At 49.1% G+C, this 15,840-nt stretch carries 16 protein-coding genes and 4 pseudogenes; 8 read left to right on the top strand and 12 right to left on the bottom strand.

The window, feature by feature from the left end; translation table 11 throughout:
* Window positions 1-6 precede the first annotated feature (6 nt).
* From JCM10550_RS19880 to JCM10550_RS23480, 6 genes are all read left to right on the top strand, one after another.
* Window positions 7-303: a hypothetical protein gene (locus JCM10550_RS19880; RefSeq protein ID WP_062399969.1), complete on the top strand. Its 297-nt coding sequence runs from the start codon at window positions 7-9 to the stop codon at window positions 301-303.
* Entirely contained in the window at window positions 281-1,621 is a 1,341-nt protein-coding gene (locus JCM10550_RS13795; protein WP_083475535.1) for a PglZ domain-containing protein, read from the top strand. Before JCM10550_RS19880 ends, JCM10550_RS13795 begins: the two co-directional genes overlap by 23 nt.
* A gap of 135 nt (window positions 1,622-1,756) precedes the next feature.
* Complete coding sequence (locus tag JCM10550_RS13790; protein ID WP_062399965.1) at window positions 1,757-2,461, top strand: hypothetical protein; 705 nt, start codon at window positions 1,757-1,759, stop codon at window positions 2,459-2,461.
* Between the two features lie 390 nt (window positions 2,462-2,851).
* Window positions 2,852-3,280 carry a hypothetical protein gene (locus tag JCM10550_RS23490; protein ID WP_245619248.1) on the top strand — a complete coding sequence of 143 codons (429 nt, stop codon included), beginning with the start codon at window positions 2,852-2,854 and terminating at the stop codon, window positions 3,278-3,280.
* 48 nt (window positions 3,281-3,328) lie between these two features.
* Window positions 3,329-3,577 carry a hypothetical protein gene (locus tag JCM10550_RS23485; RefSeq protein WP_245619246.1) on the top strand — a complete coding sequence of 83 codons (249 nt, stop codon included), beginning with the start codon at window positions 3,329-3,331 and terminating at the stop codon, window positions 3,575-3,577.
* Window positions 3,574-3,711 carry a hypothetical protein gene (locus JCM10550_RS23480; protein WP_245619244.1) on the top strand — a complete coding sequence of 46 codons (138 nt, stop codon included), beginning with the start codon at window positions 3,574-3,576 and terminating at the stop codon, window positions 3,709-3,711. Before JCM10550_RS23485 ends, JCM10550_RS23480 begins: the two co-directional genes overlap by 4 nt.
* Window positions 3,712-3,853: 142 nt before the next feature.
* On the opposite strand, the gene JCM10550_RS20815 is transcribed toward JCM10550_RS23480, so the two are convergent.
* From JCM10550_RS20815 to JCM10550_RS13755, 7 genes and pseudogenes are all read right to left on the bottom strand, one after another.
* Window positions 3,854-4,183 (bottom strand): hypothetical protein, encoded by a 330-nt coding sequence (locus JCM10550_RS20815; RefSeq protein WP_218185223.1) that lies wholly within the window; start codon window positions 4,181-4,183, stop codon window positions 3,854-3,856.
* A gap of 71 nt (window positions 4,184-4,254) precedes the next feature.
* Window positions 4,255-5,691, bottom strand: coding sequence for a sodium:proton antiporter (locus tag JCM10550_RS13780; RefSeq protein ID WP_218185222.1), 1,437 nt, complete (start codon window positions 5,689-5,691; stop codon window positions 4,255-4,257).
* Between the two features lie 335 nt (window positions 5,692-6,026).
* The gene (locus JCM10550_RS13775; protein ID WP_157200297.1) at window positions 6,027-6,806 is read right to left on the bottom strand and encodes a hypothetical protein; all 780 of its coding nucleotides are present in this window, start codon (window positions 6,804-6,806) and stop codon (window positions 6,027-6,029) included.
* Between the two features lie 49 nt (window positions 6,807-6,855).
* Window positions 6,856-7,704 (bottom strand): hypothetical protein, encoded by an 849-nt coding sequence (locus tag JCM10550_RS23475; protein ID WP_062399958.1) that lies wholly within the window; start codon window positions 7,702-7,704, stop codon window positions 6,856-6,858.
* Window positions 7,705-7,881: 177 nt separating this feature from the next.
* Window positions 7,882-8,421 (bottom strand): DUF4352 domain-containing protein, encoded by a 540-nt coding sequence (locus tag JCM10550_RS13765; RefSeq protein WP_218185221.1) that lies wholly within the window; start codon window positions 8,419-8,421, stop codon window positions 7,882-7,884.
* Between the two features lie 358 nt (window positions 8,422-8,779).
* A complete protein-coding gene (locus JCM10550_RS13760; RefSeq protein ID WP_062399954.1) occupies window positions 8,780-9,511 on the bottom strand; it encodes a hypothetical protein in 732 nt (243 codons plus the stop codon).
* Window positions 9,501-9,773 (bottom strand): annotated as a pseudogene (locus tag JCM10550_RS13755) (V-type ATP synthase subunit D); the annotation flags it as partial. The gene JCM10550_RS13760 and the pseudogene JCM10550_RS13755, both read right to left, overlap by 11 nt.
* 37 nt (window positions 9,774-9,810) lie before the next feature.
* Here JCM10550_RS13755 and JCM10550_RS13750 point away from each other — a divergent pair.
* Window positions 9,811-9,996 (top strand): hypothetical protein, encoded by a 186-nt coding sequence (locus tag JCM10550_RS13750; RefSeq protein WP_062399950.1) that lies wholly within the window; start codon window positions 9,811-9,813, stop codon window positions 9,994-9,996.
* Window positions 9,997-10,285: 289 nt separating this feature from the next.
* Here the strand turns inward: JCM10550_RS13750 and JCM10550_RS13740 are convergent.
* Window positions 10,286-10,677, bottom strand: a pseudogene (locus JCM10550_RS13740) (V-type ATP synthase subunit D); the annotation flags it as partial.
* A 332-nt stretch (window positions 10,678-11,009) separates the two neighbouring features.
* On the opposite strand from JCM10550_RS13740, the gene JCM10550_RS13735 reads away from it, so the two are divergent.
* Window positions 11,010-11,735, top strand: a complete 726-nt coding sequence (locus tag JCM10550_RS13735) for a PEGA domain-containing protein (RefSeq protein WP_172673921.1) — start codon at window positions 11,010-11,012, stop codon at window positions 11,733-11,735.
* On the opposite strand, the gene JCM10550_RS13730 is transcribed toward JCM10550_RS13735, so the two are convergent.
* The 4 genes and pseudogenes from JCM10550_RS13730 to JCM10550_RS13715 form a co-directional block, all read right to left on the bottom strand.
* The gene (locus JCM10550_RS13730) at window positions 11,691-12,377 is read right to left on the bottom strand and encodes a V-type ATP synthase subunit D (RefSeq protein ID WP_062399944.1); all 687 of its coding nucleotides are present in this window, start codon (window positions 12,375-12,377) and stop codon (window positions 11,691-11,693) included. The genes JCM10550_RS13735 and JCM10550_RS13730 overlap by 45 nt on opposite strands.
* A gap of 6 nt (window positions 12,378-12,383) precedes the next feature.
* Entirely contained in the window at window positions 12,384-13,781 is a 1,398-nt protein-coding gene (locus tag JCM10550_RS13725) for a V-type ATP synthase subunit B (protein ID WP_062399942.1), read from the bottom strand.
* Window positions 13,778-15,540 (bottom strand): annotated as a pseudogene (locus JCM10550_RS13720) (V-type ATP synthase subunit A). Before JCM10550_RS13720 ends, JCM10550_RS13725 begins: the two are co-directional and overlap by 4 nt.
* Window positions 15,531-15,836 (bottom strand): annotated as a pseudogene (locus JCM10550_RS13715) (V-type ATP synthase subunit F). Before JCM10550_RS13715 ends, JCM10550_RS13720 begins: the two co-directional pseudogenes overlap by 10 nt.
* Window positions 15,837-15,840: the final 4 nt, after the last annotated feature.

Here is a 15,840-nt window from a genome sequence, read left to right as displayed (position 1 = left end):
CCTGAAGTGGTTCAAAGCAGTGCAAATCAAAATGCTGAGAGTATATTCTACGAATATAAAGTGACCCTGGAAAATAACCTCAAAAAAAGGGAAGAGAAAATGCAGCAATATTTCCTTGATAAGGAAACTTCAATTCGGAGGATTGCTGTTCCAAATATTCGTGACAGCAAGCTCAGGGAACTATCGCATGATAAATTCCGCCAAGAAAATCTCAATTTGCAGAAGAGACAGCTTGTTCCGGCGTTGCCTGTAATCAAATTGCATATGTGGAGTTTCAATAATGACAGACAAACATTGGTATAAACAGTTGCTGGAAAAACTCCGCGAAGCATATAATGATATTATCATAATTGTCGACCCTGATAATCTGGTTTCGGCTGATGACCTCAGGAATAAACTCAGTCAAACGTACGTCATCCATCACTACAAAAATGATATTGAACTCGAAAAGGCACTTTATACTTTGGATAACAAGCCTGTTCTCATAATTTTGTCTGAAAATAGGCAGTTGCAGTATCATATTGAGAGACAATCCGAACGAATAGAATGGAGTCTAACAGATGTTTTTCCGAATATTGACACGACAGTAATCAAAGAATTTCCTCTCAATTTACTGGACATAATTTATCGGGAATATACTTCTCAAACCATTCCTAAAGGTGTTTTCAATGAAGATGAAACACGGAACCTTGTTCAGGAATGGGTTGAAACCGGAACAAAAGGCATTGAGATAAATGAACTCATTGAAACCATCAGGGTTCTTCTTGCGGATGAAAATCCGAATTGGATGGAAGTAGCACAATACTGGGGGGGGAAGCTCCTGTACATTTGCGACACCAATGACATTACGATTGATGAATATTCTGAACTTGATTCTGCCATTTGTGAAAAATTTGAGACTCACATCTTATCTCATTACAAAGATCAGTTCTTTGCAACAACTCACGAAGGTCCGGTTACCATTAACAAGGTCATGGAATATATTGGCCATCAGAATGAAGAGAAGAATGCTCTTATCTGTTTTGACGGAATGGCATTCCAGGAATGGTATCTGATAAAGGAGTATCTCGTACGGCATGGAATTAACGGGTTTAGGGAACACTCTCTCTATGCACTTCTTCCAACATTGACACATACTTCACGAAGAGCACTGTATTGTGGAGAAAAGACTATTGAGAATTTAACATACGAAGACAAGGGTTTTCGTAACTATATAATCAAAAACTGGAAAAATTTCGATCCAAACGCAATACATTTCTATTATAATGCAAAGCCTGAATGGAATCCGAATTACATAAATTACGACAATATTGGAATTATCATCAATATTGTTGATGATTGTGCTCACGCTGAAAAATATGTTGGAAATTCGAAGCGATTAATGCAGAAAAAATTGTCCATTGCGATAAATGAATCCAAATTATTTGAAATTTTTCAAAATTTGTTAGACGAAGGTTATCGAATATTTGTTGGATCAGATCATGGAACGATATGGTGCAGGGGCAATGGTTCACGTGCTGAAAAATATCTGAAAGAAGATGGAGCACGTAGAGCATTGCTTTATCCCAATGAAGAACTTGCTGATGATTTTGTCTCCCATAAAATGTCCACAAATATTTGAAAAATGACATTTTCGGTTCTAGTGTAGTTGTATTTCCAAAAAAAGGGAGATGTTTGGGAAAGAAGGGGAATATGTCATCAGTCATGGTGGAATTAATATTGAAGAAGTAATTATTCCGTTTGTTGAGGTGACGAAGTGATAGGATTTGATCGACCATTGCGGCCGCATTGGATATATGAAAGTCTCCTTTTGGCAAAACCTGGACAAAAGCTATCTGAACTCACTCTTCCATTTGAAGATATTGCCTGTGAATTGACCGGGAAAGAGGGAAAACGTAAGGTTCGAACGGTATTATTCCGTTGCTTCATCAGAGATCCTAATAATCGATATTGCGTTAGGAAAAATCTTGAATTAAAAAAATTAAGTGAGAAATATGATCCTGAGTTTATGAAACCAATATACTTGATGTATCTCATCGGGAATACCGATACTCTCATCAAAATATCTCGTCACATATTCAGACTATATGACTTTGGTGATACGATTAATCAGACGCTCTTAAAGGAAAAAATGGTAGACTCGTTTGGTGAACGGGATATTGTTACACGGGCATTGCGTTCATTCGTCCAGACGCTCGAGCATTTTGGAATTGTTGAACGATCTGATAATGGAGTCCTCCTCAAACAAAAATTAACGATTAACGAGGAGCAGATGCAAATTATGTTCCAGTTATTTGCAAAAGAGATTCATCATACACCGCAGGTATCCTTGAATCATCTTCCGAAATCGATTTTTAACTATTTCCAGGGTCCTGATGTGAAAGAGGTTGCGCAAAAATATAATGGGGTTTATTGGGACTATCAACACCGGATGAGTGATGATTATCTGATGATGTTTTGATATGTATGTCATATAATATATTGTTAGATTATTTTTTATTCGGCTCTGTTGAATTCATCAGATATAACAACGAAAGCAACTGTCATTGGCACTCTAATAATTCGAACAATTCCAACAACCCAAACCTCACCCCCCCATCACCACCCCCCCACCCATGCAATCCACGGGCCGGGGTGAGCCACCCATCCCCGGAAGAAACCATCGTCCCAAAACCCACCCTCTCACCAAAACAATCCCGGAAAATTAACCCGCCGTTGACCGTATTAATACCCCATAATTAATACCCATACCGCCCCCCCCACCCCCCCCGTCAATTATTCAACACCCATCAATCATTCAACCAATCACCCCCCCATACCACTTAGTATCACAAAAACGAAAGACAAACATATGACTCCATCCGGTTTCATGAACAGAAAGCAGGAAATCCGGGACGCCTTTGTATACCTGCTCATTGTTCTTGCAACCTATTTCTCTTACCAGACCCTCATCGTCATCATGCACGAACACATCCACAGCATAACCGCATTCTTCCTTGGAAACATGGCCGATCCTCTTGCAATATACTGGGGGGGAAATCCCATCACCCTCACCGGCTGGGACGAAGGGGGGGTTGAATATTCAGCCCTCTTTGCAGCAGGAGAGGGTGTGCATGCTGCAATAATCGCGGTGATGCCGCTGATCTTCCACGCGATTGTTGTCACCGGGGGGGGATATATCTCCTGCTGTCCCGCACAATGCTGTCCAAAACTCTGCTGTCCCGCACGCTGCTTCAGAAAAAGTGGGCGTATCACCTCGTATTCTGGTTCATCGTCGTGAACCTGGCAGAACTGATTGCCTATATGCCGATACGGGCATTTTCCCTCCATGGCGACATCGGCAACATCAACCATGGCCTGGGACTCAACCCCCCCTGGATTACCCTTGTTGTGGGGGACTCCTCTTGTTTTGATCATGCTCTACTACCTGCTCCGGCACGTCCTTCCGGGAATGTATGTGATGGTTGCACGGGATTCACCCCCCCTCAAACAATACGTCGTCCTCATCACCATGGCCTTCTTCCTGTTCTTATTCACCAGTGGAATACGGATGGCACAGGCACAGGAATGTTCATGAGTCTCATCAGTTTTCTCGCATTCGCCCTGGTCATCCTGTCATGCAGGCCGGGCCTGCCATGGGTCGTTGCAGAAGAGCAGCAGTTCACGGAGAAGATAAAACAGGCAGAACAGGAGCGGAAAACAACAGAATAACAATGGATGTGCCGCTTAGACCGGAGAACATCGTATGACCAGTACCGGTCTTCCCTCATCTACCCAACGGAATAGAGAGTTCGGTTCTTTTTTGCTGCCGGAGCGGGATTTCAGCCGATGAACCCACCCGGTCAGATTTCAATCAATATCTCTCATTTTTGTGGCAGATCCTGTTTTGGGGGGTGACGATAATCAGGAACTCTCCGTCCTCAAGACGCGAATCACTTCCGGGCACGGCAAGCGTTCCGTCACGGTTCACCCTCATAAACGGTTCTGTTCCTTCAGGAGTTCCGCCCTCTTCCGGCTGTTCTCTCCTGTCGATGGCCCTGAAACGATAGCCATTGTCAAGCATGTCCAGCAGTTCATCCTCTTTTCGACCAAAAAGGCCGTAGGGAGTTTTCGTCAGAATATCAACTCTCCCTCCAAAAACCCATCTGTCCTGCAGATCCCGTTCCCTTCCGAATATGATCATCTGTTCAAATCCAAGAGAATCGGAAAATGCTTTCGCAGCCGACCCGATGCTGTCTTTATTAGAAGACGCGATCAGGAGCCACTGAATTTTCTGTTTAAACAGATGGGCATCGTCCGGAATTTCTTCATCCCCCCCAGATCAACCAAAGAACCGGTATAGGATTCAAACGGTATTTTTCCGGAGTCCGCGACACTCTGGAGTCCCTTACTGCCCGGTGCCAGCAGCATAACCGTTGCTCCTGCCGTATGCAGGGCCGATGCCAGATCAAGAGCCCAGAGTTGTTCCCCATAGATAGCAATGCCAGTGGGTTCCGGGTCTGCAATCTTCAGCACACGGGAGAGAACCGGAGTGCCCAGTCCGTAGATCACGACAGTCGCCAGTATCACAATGAAGACAACGGGAACCATCTCAGGAAAATCAACCCCCCCCACTTCGGTTAAATTCAGGGCGAACAGGGAAGCAGTAGCCGCCGCCACAATCCCCCCCCGCGGGTGCAGCGCTCCGATAAATATCCGCTGTGCATGACTATACCCCCCCAGACCACGGGTGGCCAGGAAACCCACCAGCGGTCGGACAACGAGTACATATACCCCCACCAGAGCCAGAGCGGGGGGGAGAAGATACTGGCCCATGGCAGAGAGATCAACCATGGCAGCCAGCATGATGAACAGAATACCGATGATCAGCGGTTCCAGGGTTTCCGTCAGGACGCGTATGCTGCCAAATGGTGTCAGGCGCTGGTTTGCGATGACAAACCCCATGGTTAACGCGGCAAAGAGACCCGCCTCTGAAAAGATCAGCTCTCCCACGGTGACAGCCACTATTACCAGCATCAAAGCAATGAGACTGCCCAGTCCTTTGGGTATATTGCGGGTACGATCCGAGTAGGTGTAGCACAAGGCTGCCACAATACCAATAATCACGCCCACCACCATGGTCAAAAATATATCCAGGAACGGGTCAGGATTTTCAGCAGTAATAAAACTGATCGCGGCCACCGCAAGAGCAGCGCCAATCGGGTCGATGATAATCCCTTCCCAGAGCAAAATTGTGCCTACCGGTTCCTTCGGGCGGGCAAAGCTCAGGATTGGCCCGACCACGGTGGGGCCGGATACCACCAAAAGAGCGGACAACAGAAATGCCAGCGGGAACGGGACATGAAAGAGTAACAGTGCAGCAACAGTGCCGATGGCCAGTGTCACAACCGCCCCCCCGACCGTTACCAGACGCCAGACCGAACGGCTCATACTGGGTTTCAGATTATTCAGACGAAGCTCCAGTCCGCCCTTCAACAATAAAATTCCCACACCGACGGTCACCAGGGGAAATAAGGCATCTCCAAAGATTTCCTGTGGGTCTACCAGCCCCCCCAGTACCGGGCCGACAATCATTCCGGCAGGCAAAAGCAGGAGAATCCCCGGAACTCTGAGGATCTTTGCCAGCCACTGCATCGAGATGCCAAGACCGATGATCAGGCCCAGACCGATATAAATCAATTCACTACTCATTCATTCCCTCCTGTTTCCGTTACCATGTCATCATTTTCATTTGCGGGTGGCCCGGGTATTCCCCATTCTTTTGCCTTCCGGCATCGTTTTTCAGAGGGAATTCTGTCTGAATATACTGATGCCCAATAGTTTTTTGATGTTTTCAATTTCAGCGGAAGTATATTTTCTCCGGTTTTTGATGTTTCATCTCAATCAAAAAATTCCTTCATGAGATTCATCCACCACACCAACAGAACTGCCGGAAAGCCTGACCACCGGTTTTCCTGTTACAGGCACCCCTAACACTCACGGATACAGCAGAATTCTGCCGGAAAAAAAGATAAGATCAAAAATTATCAGGCTTCTGCAACGGAAACCGTCCAGTTTCCGTCACAGATGACATTAAAGAGATAATTGTTGCTCTCGTTGATTTTCATCGTCACCACATCATCGTAGGCACCTTCGTGGAACGCCAGAGGCATCTCACGGTCGTTTTCCTGAATGTCATTTCCGGAGAAATCCATCAGGTGGACGCCGACAACGTCATTGTTTGCTGCAATGATGGAGAAGTTGTAGGTTCCCTCGTTGATCTGGAAGAAGGGTGTTGCCTTGTTGGCAGCTCCGGTGAATGTCTGGGGCACAATGCCGTTGATCTGCTGGGGGAATCCGAAATCAATGGTCCAGTTTCCGGTGGTCTCGACCTGCACGGTGGCGTCTGCATCCTCTTCAAGCATAAATGCCTGGCTCCAGTAGTATGCGCCATCCTTCATGGTCGCTTTCATCGACTCTTCAGAAACAGCTTCATTGAAAGTATTCTTCACGCTGATGTAGTCCTTCTCTGTCTCGACAGAGACAGTGCTCTCGGCAGTGGTCTCCTGTGTGAAGGTCAGAAGATTGGCACCCTTCGCAAGGGGGACGGTGATGGTGACGTTTCCGTTGCCGGTTCCGTCGAAGGTGGTTGCGGATGCTTCAATTGGCACTTCGGTCGGTGTGGCGGTCACATTGGCAGTGACTGCCGGGGGGGTCACGTTGACGGTCGGGGGGGTCGCATTCACGGGGGGGCGGAATTGTCGGTACATCCTGCGGTGATAATGCTGCCGCAAAGAAAAGAACCAGAAGGGCAACGGAAATTGCACTGATACGTTTACTCATCCGGAATTATTTGTTAACGAAGTATATTTAATTTTATTTTCGAAATGCCGGAAACGTATCGGGACGCAATCGCAATAGTCCCCGGCCGCCGCCCATCAGAGGCGGAAAGAATCCTAAAACCGGGGACAGCCGGTCACACACTCGCTGCATGGCATCGTTGCAACCCGTGCGATATACGGGGGGGCGAGGGGAGCCACACACCTGAGGAGCATCGGGCGTCCCAGCAGCCACTTTGCCAGCGGAACAACCACGGGAGGCACCCACGGCCGGATGGTCAGGCAGCGAAACGCGTCCACCCCGTCGGGCCCGAAGGCGTTTCCGGGACAGTGCTTCACGCAGAGCCCGCAGCCGGTGCAGAGCGGGGGGGGCAGGAACGACCGTTTCTTTTTCGGCATCACCATTCTGTGTTCCCGGAACCGCATGCCCGGTCACCACCCCCCCGCTGATAAAAACCCGTGGCCCGTATTGCGGGGGGGTGAGGAGCAGAGAGCTTTTGCCAATCTCCCCCAGCCCTCCGGCAGCGGCGATCTTTTTTAACCGGACGAGCCCCCGGACTCTCCCGTCGGTGATCGTTACCGGCAGATACAGAGGAACCGGCCGGGCGGGGGGGATACCTGATTCTTTCAGGAGACCGGACAGGCTGACCGCAGTTTTGTCCAGCGCCTCGGCGATCTTCAGCATCTCCCCCCCCGTTTTTTCTTTCGGCGGCATCCGGTAGACGGGAGCAGGAATCTCCCTGGCGAATATAATCACCGAGCCTGCACCGGGAAGAAATTCAGATACGTAATCCCGGTCGGGAGCGGGAATATCGGCAATACCCACCTCGGCGAAGACCTCGATTCCCTCCCGGTGGAAGAACCCATCCATGTCCGGACCATTCATCTATCCATCCCGTTTGACAGATTCAGATATAAAGGGATGGGAGACAGGAAAGGCCACCGGCAACCCTGCCGTGTGGAGAGATCACGATGGCTCACCAAGAGGCACGATAACGCATACGATCATAAAGATGGAAGAAATAGTGCCGGATAAAAAGATGTTATCCGGGAGATTCAGACATCAGCTCAGGCGAATGAATCCCAGAGGTTCATCCGGAAGGAGAGGTTCATATGCCAATTCGGCACTCTCCCCCCCAACCGGAACCATATAGACCATCCATCCGTGTATCTCTTCATTGGAAAGGAGAGTCGTTGGTTCCAGCACCGGATACCCTTCGAGCTCAAGATTTTCCTCATTATAACTGACCCCGGACACATATACCGGGAGATCAAAATACGGACTTACGGCCAGGGAATAATCATCAGTATTTTTGATACGGATATGAACCATCAGATACTCATACCCGTGAACGGGTTCTGAACTGAACAGATTACTTTCAGCATCACTTTCAGCAACAATGGTATCTGCACGGCTCCCCCTGATGACCCCCCCATCTACGGAAACCTGAGCATTTACCTGTGGATTTTGAACCGTAAGGGTTTCATCCGGTCCAAGAGTTACGACATCCATGGTATTCGCAACGGTCTCTGATGGCTGAGGATCTGATTCAGCAGGGGGGGGAACGGGAGTGGTAGCTTCCGGGGGGGGAAGATGAATCACCCGACCCCCCCACACACCCGGCAAAGAGAATACAACAGAACGCAACAAGAATAACGGAGAACTTTACCGCGGACAATGAAACAGCACCCATACTCATGACTTGGATATACTCGAAATAAACAATTTGTTTTCGTGATTTTTAAGGAACAGGAGAGCGGATAAATCCTTTCGGGAAGAATCCGGGTATTCAAAAACAGAAATTCGGGTTCATGCAGTCTTCACCGCGACAGGATATCCCCCGATGAAAACGGGAAATGAATCAACGGGAAAGCTGACTGCTCTTCCTCAATCGCCGTGTTTCCCGGATGAGTGCACGCACCGGCTTCATACACCCTTCAAAAAATGATGGGGGGGAATCCTAATTCAGGATATTTTCCGCATGTATCTTTCCGGGAACCGTTCTTACCAGACCAAATGATCCCCCGACAGACGGACGAACCTCAAGGTTGAATTGTTGGTTTGCAGGCAGTGCCGTCGTAGGCATGACACAAAGGGTAAAGGTATCATTTCCTTCAAGAACCAGATCATCTGATGGAGCACCATCAGCAATCGTCCAGTGTCCCGCCGTTGTGGTTTCACTGACTATCGGACTGCTCGGATTTAGGATTTCAACACCATTGCGGGTAGCAAACACCATCTGCACCCTGCTGAAATCCACCGGAGAACCACCGTCAGTAAGTCCGATGGTAAATCGTATGGTGTCAACCGCCGCTCCCCCCCCGTCGGTATCCAGACCGGATACCTCTCCGATTAATTTCAAACCGGATGGTTCCGCGTTGACCGGGGTGTAAACAACAGTCCTCGGGGGGGGAGTATCCGTCCTCACATATTGGTCTAAGTACCCCTCTAATTCAGATTCGGTAATCCCCTGCACATCGACAACGTCAGCACCCTCCACCCATATTCTGGCATCATATTCGGGTTCCATGAATCCAAACAAGTACTCATGCTCGACAACAGCAACACCTAAATCAGTATCTCCGACCTGTTCTGACGCTGAACCAGTTTCAATACAGCCACAGCTTGTTGAGACAATGATTCCCAAAAAAAGCAAGGACAAAACAAGCAACGATATTTTTTTACTGACCATTGAATGAGACATTCATTCCCCACCGGATATATCTTGTGAAATAAAAAAGAGACCAGGCCCTACTCTTTGCTTTGATCTTCTTCAGGCGAACCTTTTCGTTTCGTTCTATTTCGTCAGGTTGCATGGTGATGAATGCAGTGGCTTCCTTGAGCTCCGGAATAACCTTGAACTCAAGTGCGTTGACACGGCGTTTCGTACTTTCGATCTCATGTAAGAGACGTTTCATCGTCGTTTCAATCCCGACCGCCCGGACGATCCCTTCAGAAATATATATATCATTCAGAACATGATACTGATTCATGCAATCTTCACCACAACAATATATCGTTGATGAAAACGGGAACAAAATATCAGTGATTCTGCCGTTTTCCGAATATCAGCAAATGCAGGAAGATTTGCACGATCTTACGGTTATTGCAGAGAGGAAGGATGAAGATACCCTTTCCATAGCTGAGATGAAAAAGAGGCTCGGAAGAAGTGTATGACTGAATATTCAGTTGAATTCAAATCCAGTGCTGAAAAAGATTTACGCAGGATTGACACAATTCATCTCGAATCAATATTTTCCAGGATTGGAAATCTATCAGTTGATCCCATCTCCCACGAATCCAAAAAATTATCCGGCTCCGAGAATCTTTACCGAATTCGTTCCGGTGACTATCGCATTATTTATTCAGTAAACCATAACGAAAACACCGTCACGATCTATTATGTGCGTCACAGAAAAGTTGCCTACAGGAACTTCTAACGAATAATTACAAAAAAAAAAGAAAATCAGGCCTTACTCTTCGCCTTAATTTTCTTCAGGCAAACGTTTTCGTCCCGTTCCATTTCGTCAAGCCGCATTTTGATGAATGCAGAGGCTTCCTTGAGCTCCGGAATCACCGTGAACTTAGATGTGTTGACACGGCGTTTCGTGCTCTCGATTTCATTTAGGAGACGCTTCATCGTCGTCTCAATCTCAGCAGCCCGAATGATCTCAATAGACCAGTTCCTCAAAGGCATTCGCAGTCTCATCAATGACCGCGGATGTCCCGAGCACGCCATAGCCGCGCTCGGCAAGGTTCTTCCTGGACCTTGGAGGACTCAATCTCAGGGACCACAACGCCCATGATATTCTTCTGTTTTAAAGTGAGCTGGGGGGGGTTCTCACGGACAGACATTGCAACACCAAAGTTGTCATTAACTGGATTCATAAGGACACCATAAAATGGTGATTTGAAATCCTAATACAGGAGATTCACACTATTTATCCTTGAAGGAACGCTTCTTTTCAGAGCAAATGATGCCCCGGAAGACGGACGGATCTCAATATAGAACTCCTCGTTTGAAGTCAATGAATTCGATGGCTTAACAAGAATGGTAAATTTGTCTTCCCCGCCAAGGACTGCACCATTTGCGGATGCACCATCAGCAATTGCCCGGCTACAGCAACAATTATTGTGCATAAGATATATTACAAAAAAGAATGATTTCCATGAAATGGGGGGGGAAATGTGTGACTGAGAATACATCTGATTCTGAAACAAATAAAACCGGAAATATCATAGTTAACTCAATACCTGATGGAGTATCTGTTAAGCTTGACGGAAAGGATACAGGAAAAAAAACTCCTGCAACTCTTGAAAACATAACGCCGGGGGGGTTACATAAAGTAGAAGCAAATCTGCCAGATTGTCGTCAGATATCAAGAAATGTTTCTGTAAGTGCCGGCAATACTTCAACAATTTGCCTCAAAAAATATACTGAAGAAGAAGTAAATAAAATACGAAATATTGGGATATATATCGCATTGATCCCTATCATTTTGATTGCAATAATTCTCTACTTGATTTATGGATCCTTTGATGATTTGGCACAGATTATTCCATATATAGCCTGTTCGGGTGGTCTTGGAGCATGTGCGTACAGCATATTCGGATACACATACCATCTTGGGAAAGATGACTTTGACTTGAATTTCTGCTGTTGGTTTATGTTGCGTCCTATATTAGGAATAATATTTGGAATTTTTTCATTCCTTTTTGTTGCCGGCGGCCTCATGACACTTTCTGGTGTTCCTGCAAGTACAGAACTTTTCACCCCCCCACAAACAGTCATGTTTTACTGTGCACTGGCATTTCTTGCAGGTTATTCCGAGCATTCCTTTTCCGCCCAGTTAAAAGAACTTGGTGAGGCCCTATTTAAAAAAGCAGACACGAGTAAAGAAATTATAATGAAATAAAAAAAGAAAATCAGGCCTTACTCTTCGCTTGATCTTCTTCAGGCGAACGAGCTCGTCCCGTTCCATTTCGTCAAGCCGCATTTTGATGAATGCAGAGGCTTCCTTGAGTTCCGGAATAACCTTGAACTCAAGTGCGTTGACACGGCGTTTCGTGCTCTCGATTTCGTTTAAGAGCCGCTTCATCGTCGTCTCAATCTCAGCAGCCCGGATGATCTCATCGACCAGTTCCTCAAAGGCATTCGCAGTCTCATCAATGACCGCGGATGTCCCGAGCACGCCATAGCCGCGCTCGGCAAGGTTCTTTTTCACCTTGGACGCTTCGATCTCAGGGACAACAACGCCCATGATATTCTTCTGTTTTAAAGTGAGCTGGGGGGGTTTCTCACGGACAGACATTGCCGCCGCTTTTACCCCGATTGCTCCCTCAACGGTGTTGGCAAGGGCAATCATCTGCTGGGCACGCTCGTACTTCTCGCCGACTGCGTCCCGGCTTCCCTTCGCCTCTTCCAGCACCTTGAAGAACTCAAGGATCAGCCCGTCGCGCTTCATTTTAAGGATGTTGTAGCCACGCTCCGAGAGCTTGACCCTCCTCTTGAGGCCAATCAGCTCGGACCGGGTTGGTTTCACATCTTTCAGCGCCATGGGTGATTATGCCCCCCCCTGTTTGCGGTACTTCGGGTGGTATTTCTGAATCAGGTCACGGTCGATACGGACAAGCAGCTCTTCCGGCAGAGTGGACAAGAGTTCCCATCCGAGATCGAGTGAGTCCTCAATCGTCCGGTTCTCGTCATGGCCCTGGCGGACAAACTTCCCCCCCTCGAAGAGATCAGCGAACTCAAGAAGCCGCTGGTCACGATCCGAGAGTGCGTCCTTACCGACAATGGCGACAAGTCCACGGAGATCGTTTCCTTCCGCATAGCCTGCATACATCTGGTCAGAGACCTTCTTGTGATCGTCACGGGTCTTGCCCTCGCCGATACCGTTGTTCATCAGACGGGAAAGGGATGGCAGCACATTGATCGGCGGGTAGATACCCTTCCGGTGGAGATCACGGTTGACCACAATCTGGCCTTCCGTAATATATCCGGACAGATCAGGAATCGGGTGCGTGATATCGTCACCGGGCATCGTAAGGATGGACAACTGGGTCACGGATCCCTTCTCGCCCTTGATCAGACCGGCACGCTCATAGAGCGATGCAAGATCGGTGTACATGTATCCCGGATATCCACGACGTCCGGGCACTTCCTCACGGGCCGCTCCGATCTGACGGAGAGCCTCACAATAATTGGTCATATCGGTGAGGATAACCAGCACATGGTAACCCAGCTCGAATGCCAGGTACTCAGCGGTGGTCAGTGCCAGACGGGGGGGCGTGATGATACGCTCGACTGCCGGGTCATCTGCAAGGTTCAGGAACACCACAGCGTGTTCGAGAGCACCCGTGCGCTCGAAGTCAGCCATGAACTGGTTCTCTTCTTCCTTCGTGATACCCATTGCAGCGAATACCACCGCAAACTCCTCAGTGGAGCCGGGCACCCGTGCCTGACGGGCAATCTGCAGCGCAATTTCGTTGTGGGGGGGCAGACCGGATCCCGAGAAAATCGGGAGCTTCTGACCACGCACAAGCGTGTTTGTCGCGTCGATGGTGGAAATACCGGTCTGGATGAAATCCGCAGGTGACTGACGGGCGTAGGGGGGGTTAATCGCCGCTCCGCCGATGTCGAGGCGCTTCTCCGGAACAATCTCCGGGCCGCCGTCCTTGGGCTTACCTGCACCGGACAGGATACGTCCGAGCATGTCACGGCCGACAGGCATCTTGATGGTCTCGCCGGTAAAGCGGACACCAGAGTCCTTACCGATACCGGCAGTGGACTCAAAGACCTGAACAACCACGAAATCATCAGACGTATCGAGCACCTGACCACGCTTCACCGTACCATCTGACTGGACGATGTTGACAAGCTCTTCGTAGCCGACCGGCTCGGTCTTTTCTACAAAGACGAGCGGGCCTGCGATCTTGTTGATCGTGCGATATTCTTTCATTTCTGGTATGCCTCCCTGAGGGTGCCGACTTCAGCTTCCATTGCCTTGGTAATGCGGACAATCTCGCTCTTGTAGTCCTTCATGAACTTCACCTGTGGCAGATCGTTCTTCGAAACGATTGTCACGATCTTTGCCGGTGGCACGCCAATTCTCTGGGCGCCGTAAGCAAGTTCTGCGTAGACCTTGATGGACTTCATGATGTCATACTGCTTTTCCGTCGAACAGTAGGTGTCGACCGGGTCGAACGCATTCTGCTGAAGGAAAATTTCACGCAGCATACGAGCCACTTCAATGGTGATCTGCTCTTCATCAGGCAGTGCGTCGGAACCGACGAGCTGCACGATTTCCTGCAGTTCTGCTTCCTTCTGGAGGACTTCCATCGCCCAGACACGCAGACCATTCCACTCCGGTGACACATTCTCGTCATACCATGAGGACAGAGTGTCCAGGTAGAGCGAGTATGAGTTCAGCCAGTTGATTGCAGGGAAGTGACGGCGCTGGGACAGCTTTGCGTCCAGTGCCCAGAAACACTTCACGATACGAAGCGTGTTCTGTGTAACCGGTTCAGAGAAGTCACCACCGGGCGGGGGGGAAACCGCACCGATAACGGTAACCGATCCGGACTCATGGTTCAGAGTCTCGACATGACCGGCACGCTCATAGAACTCGGACAGACGGGCTGCAAGGTATGCAGGATATCCCTCTTCACCGGGCATCTCTTCAAGACGTGAAGAAATTTCACGCATTGCTTCTGCCCAGCGGGAGGTTGAATCTGCCATCAAAGAGACATCGAATCCCATATCACGGAAGTACTCTGCGATGGTGATACCGGTGTATACACTTGCTTCACGTGCGGCAACAGGCATGTTGGACGTGTTTGCAATGAGCACCGTTCTCTCCATCAGAGGCTTTCCGGACTTCGGGTCCTCAAGCTCAGGGAACTCGGTCAGAACTTCGGTCATCTCGTTACCGCGTTCACCGCAGCCGATGTAGACCACAATCTGTGCGTCAGACCACTTTGCCAGTGCCTGCTGGGTGACCGTCTTTCCGGATCCGAACGGACCGGGAATAGCGGCGGTACCGCCCTTTGCAATGGGGAAAAGACCGTCGAGGATACGCTGACCGGTGACCAGCGGAATGTCCGGATTCTGCTTTTCTGTCACCGGACGTGGAACACGTACAGGCCAGACCTGCATCATCTTAATCTCTTCACCAGTGTCGAGGGTGCAGACCACATCGTCGATGGTGAACTCACCGGACTTGATCTCGGTTACCTTACCGCCTTTCGACCGCGGGGAGACCATGATCTTGGTGAGAATGTTGGTCTCCTGTACTTCACCGATGACCATACCTGGTACCACGGTGTCGCCCTTCTTGACCGTCGGGACAAATTCCCAAAGCTTCTCATGCGAGAGACCGGGTGCGGTTACACCCCCCCGCTCAATGAAATTGCCCATCTTGTCAACAAGGACCTCCAGCGGACGCTGGATTCCATCATAGATACTGGTCAGAAGGCCCGGTCCGAGCTCAACTGCCAGAGAGAGGCCGGTGTTCGAGACAGGTTCTCCCGGTCTGATACCGGAGGTATTCTCGTAGACCTGATGATGGTTCTGTCTTCCTCAATCCTGATGACCTCACCCATAAGCTTCTCGTCTCCGACCTGCACCACATCATACATGTGTGCATTCAGACCGACTGCGGTGACAACCGGCCCGGAGATGCGCTTAAGTATTCCGTTCGAATTTTCTTTCACTTCCACAAATCAACACCCACTGCTCTCTTAATTTTATCACGCATTGATACCCCCCCGCCGACCTCTCCGCCGATTGACACGACGGTTGGCTTGACAGACTCGCCAAGCTCCGCCTGCAGCGCTCAGGAAGGCGTCCCCATATCGCTGCTGCGGATGACCAGTATCGCCACGGTCTCATCCGCCATCAGCCGGGTCACGGCATCCGTGAGTGAAGCGTCATCCTCGGCGGCCACGGTCTTTTCGACACCCGCAAGCCTGAACCCGAGAATAAAGTCACTGTTTCCGACTACTGCTATCTCCATTACC

The organism is Methanogenium cariaci JCM 10550 (genome assembly GCF_001315945.1).
Lineage (GTDB): Archaea > Halobacteriota > Methanomicrobia > Methanomicrobiales > Methanomicrobiaceae > Methanogenium > Methanogenium cariaci.
Note: the sequence above shows the minus strand (reverse complement) of the source record. Positions and strands in the feature narration are given on the sequence as shown.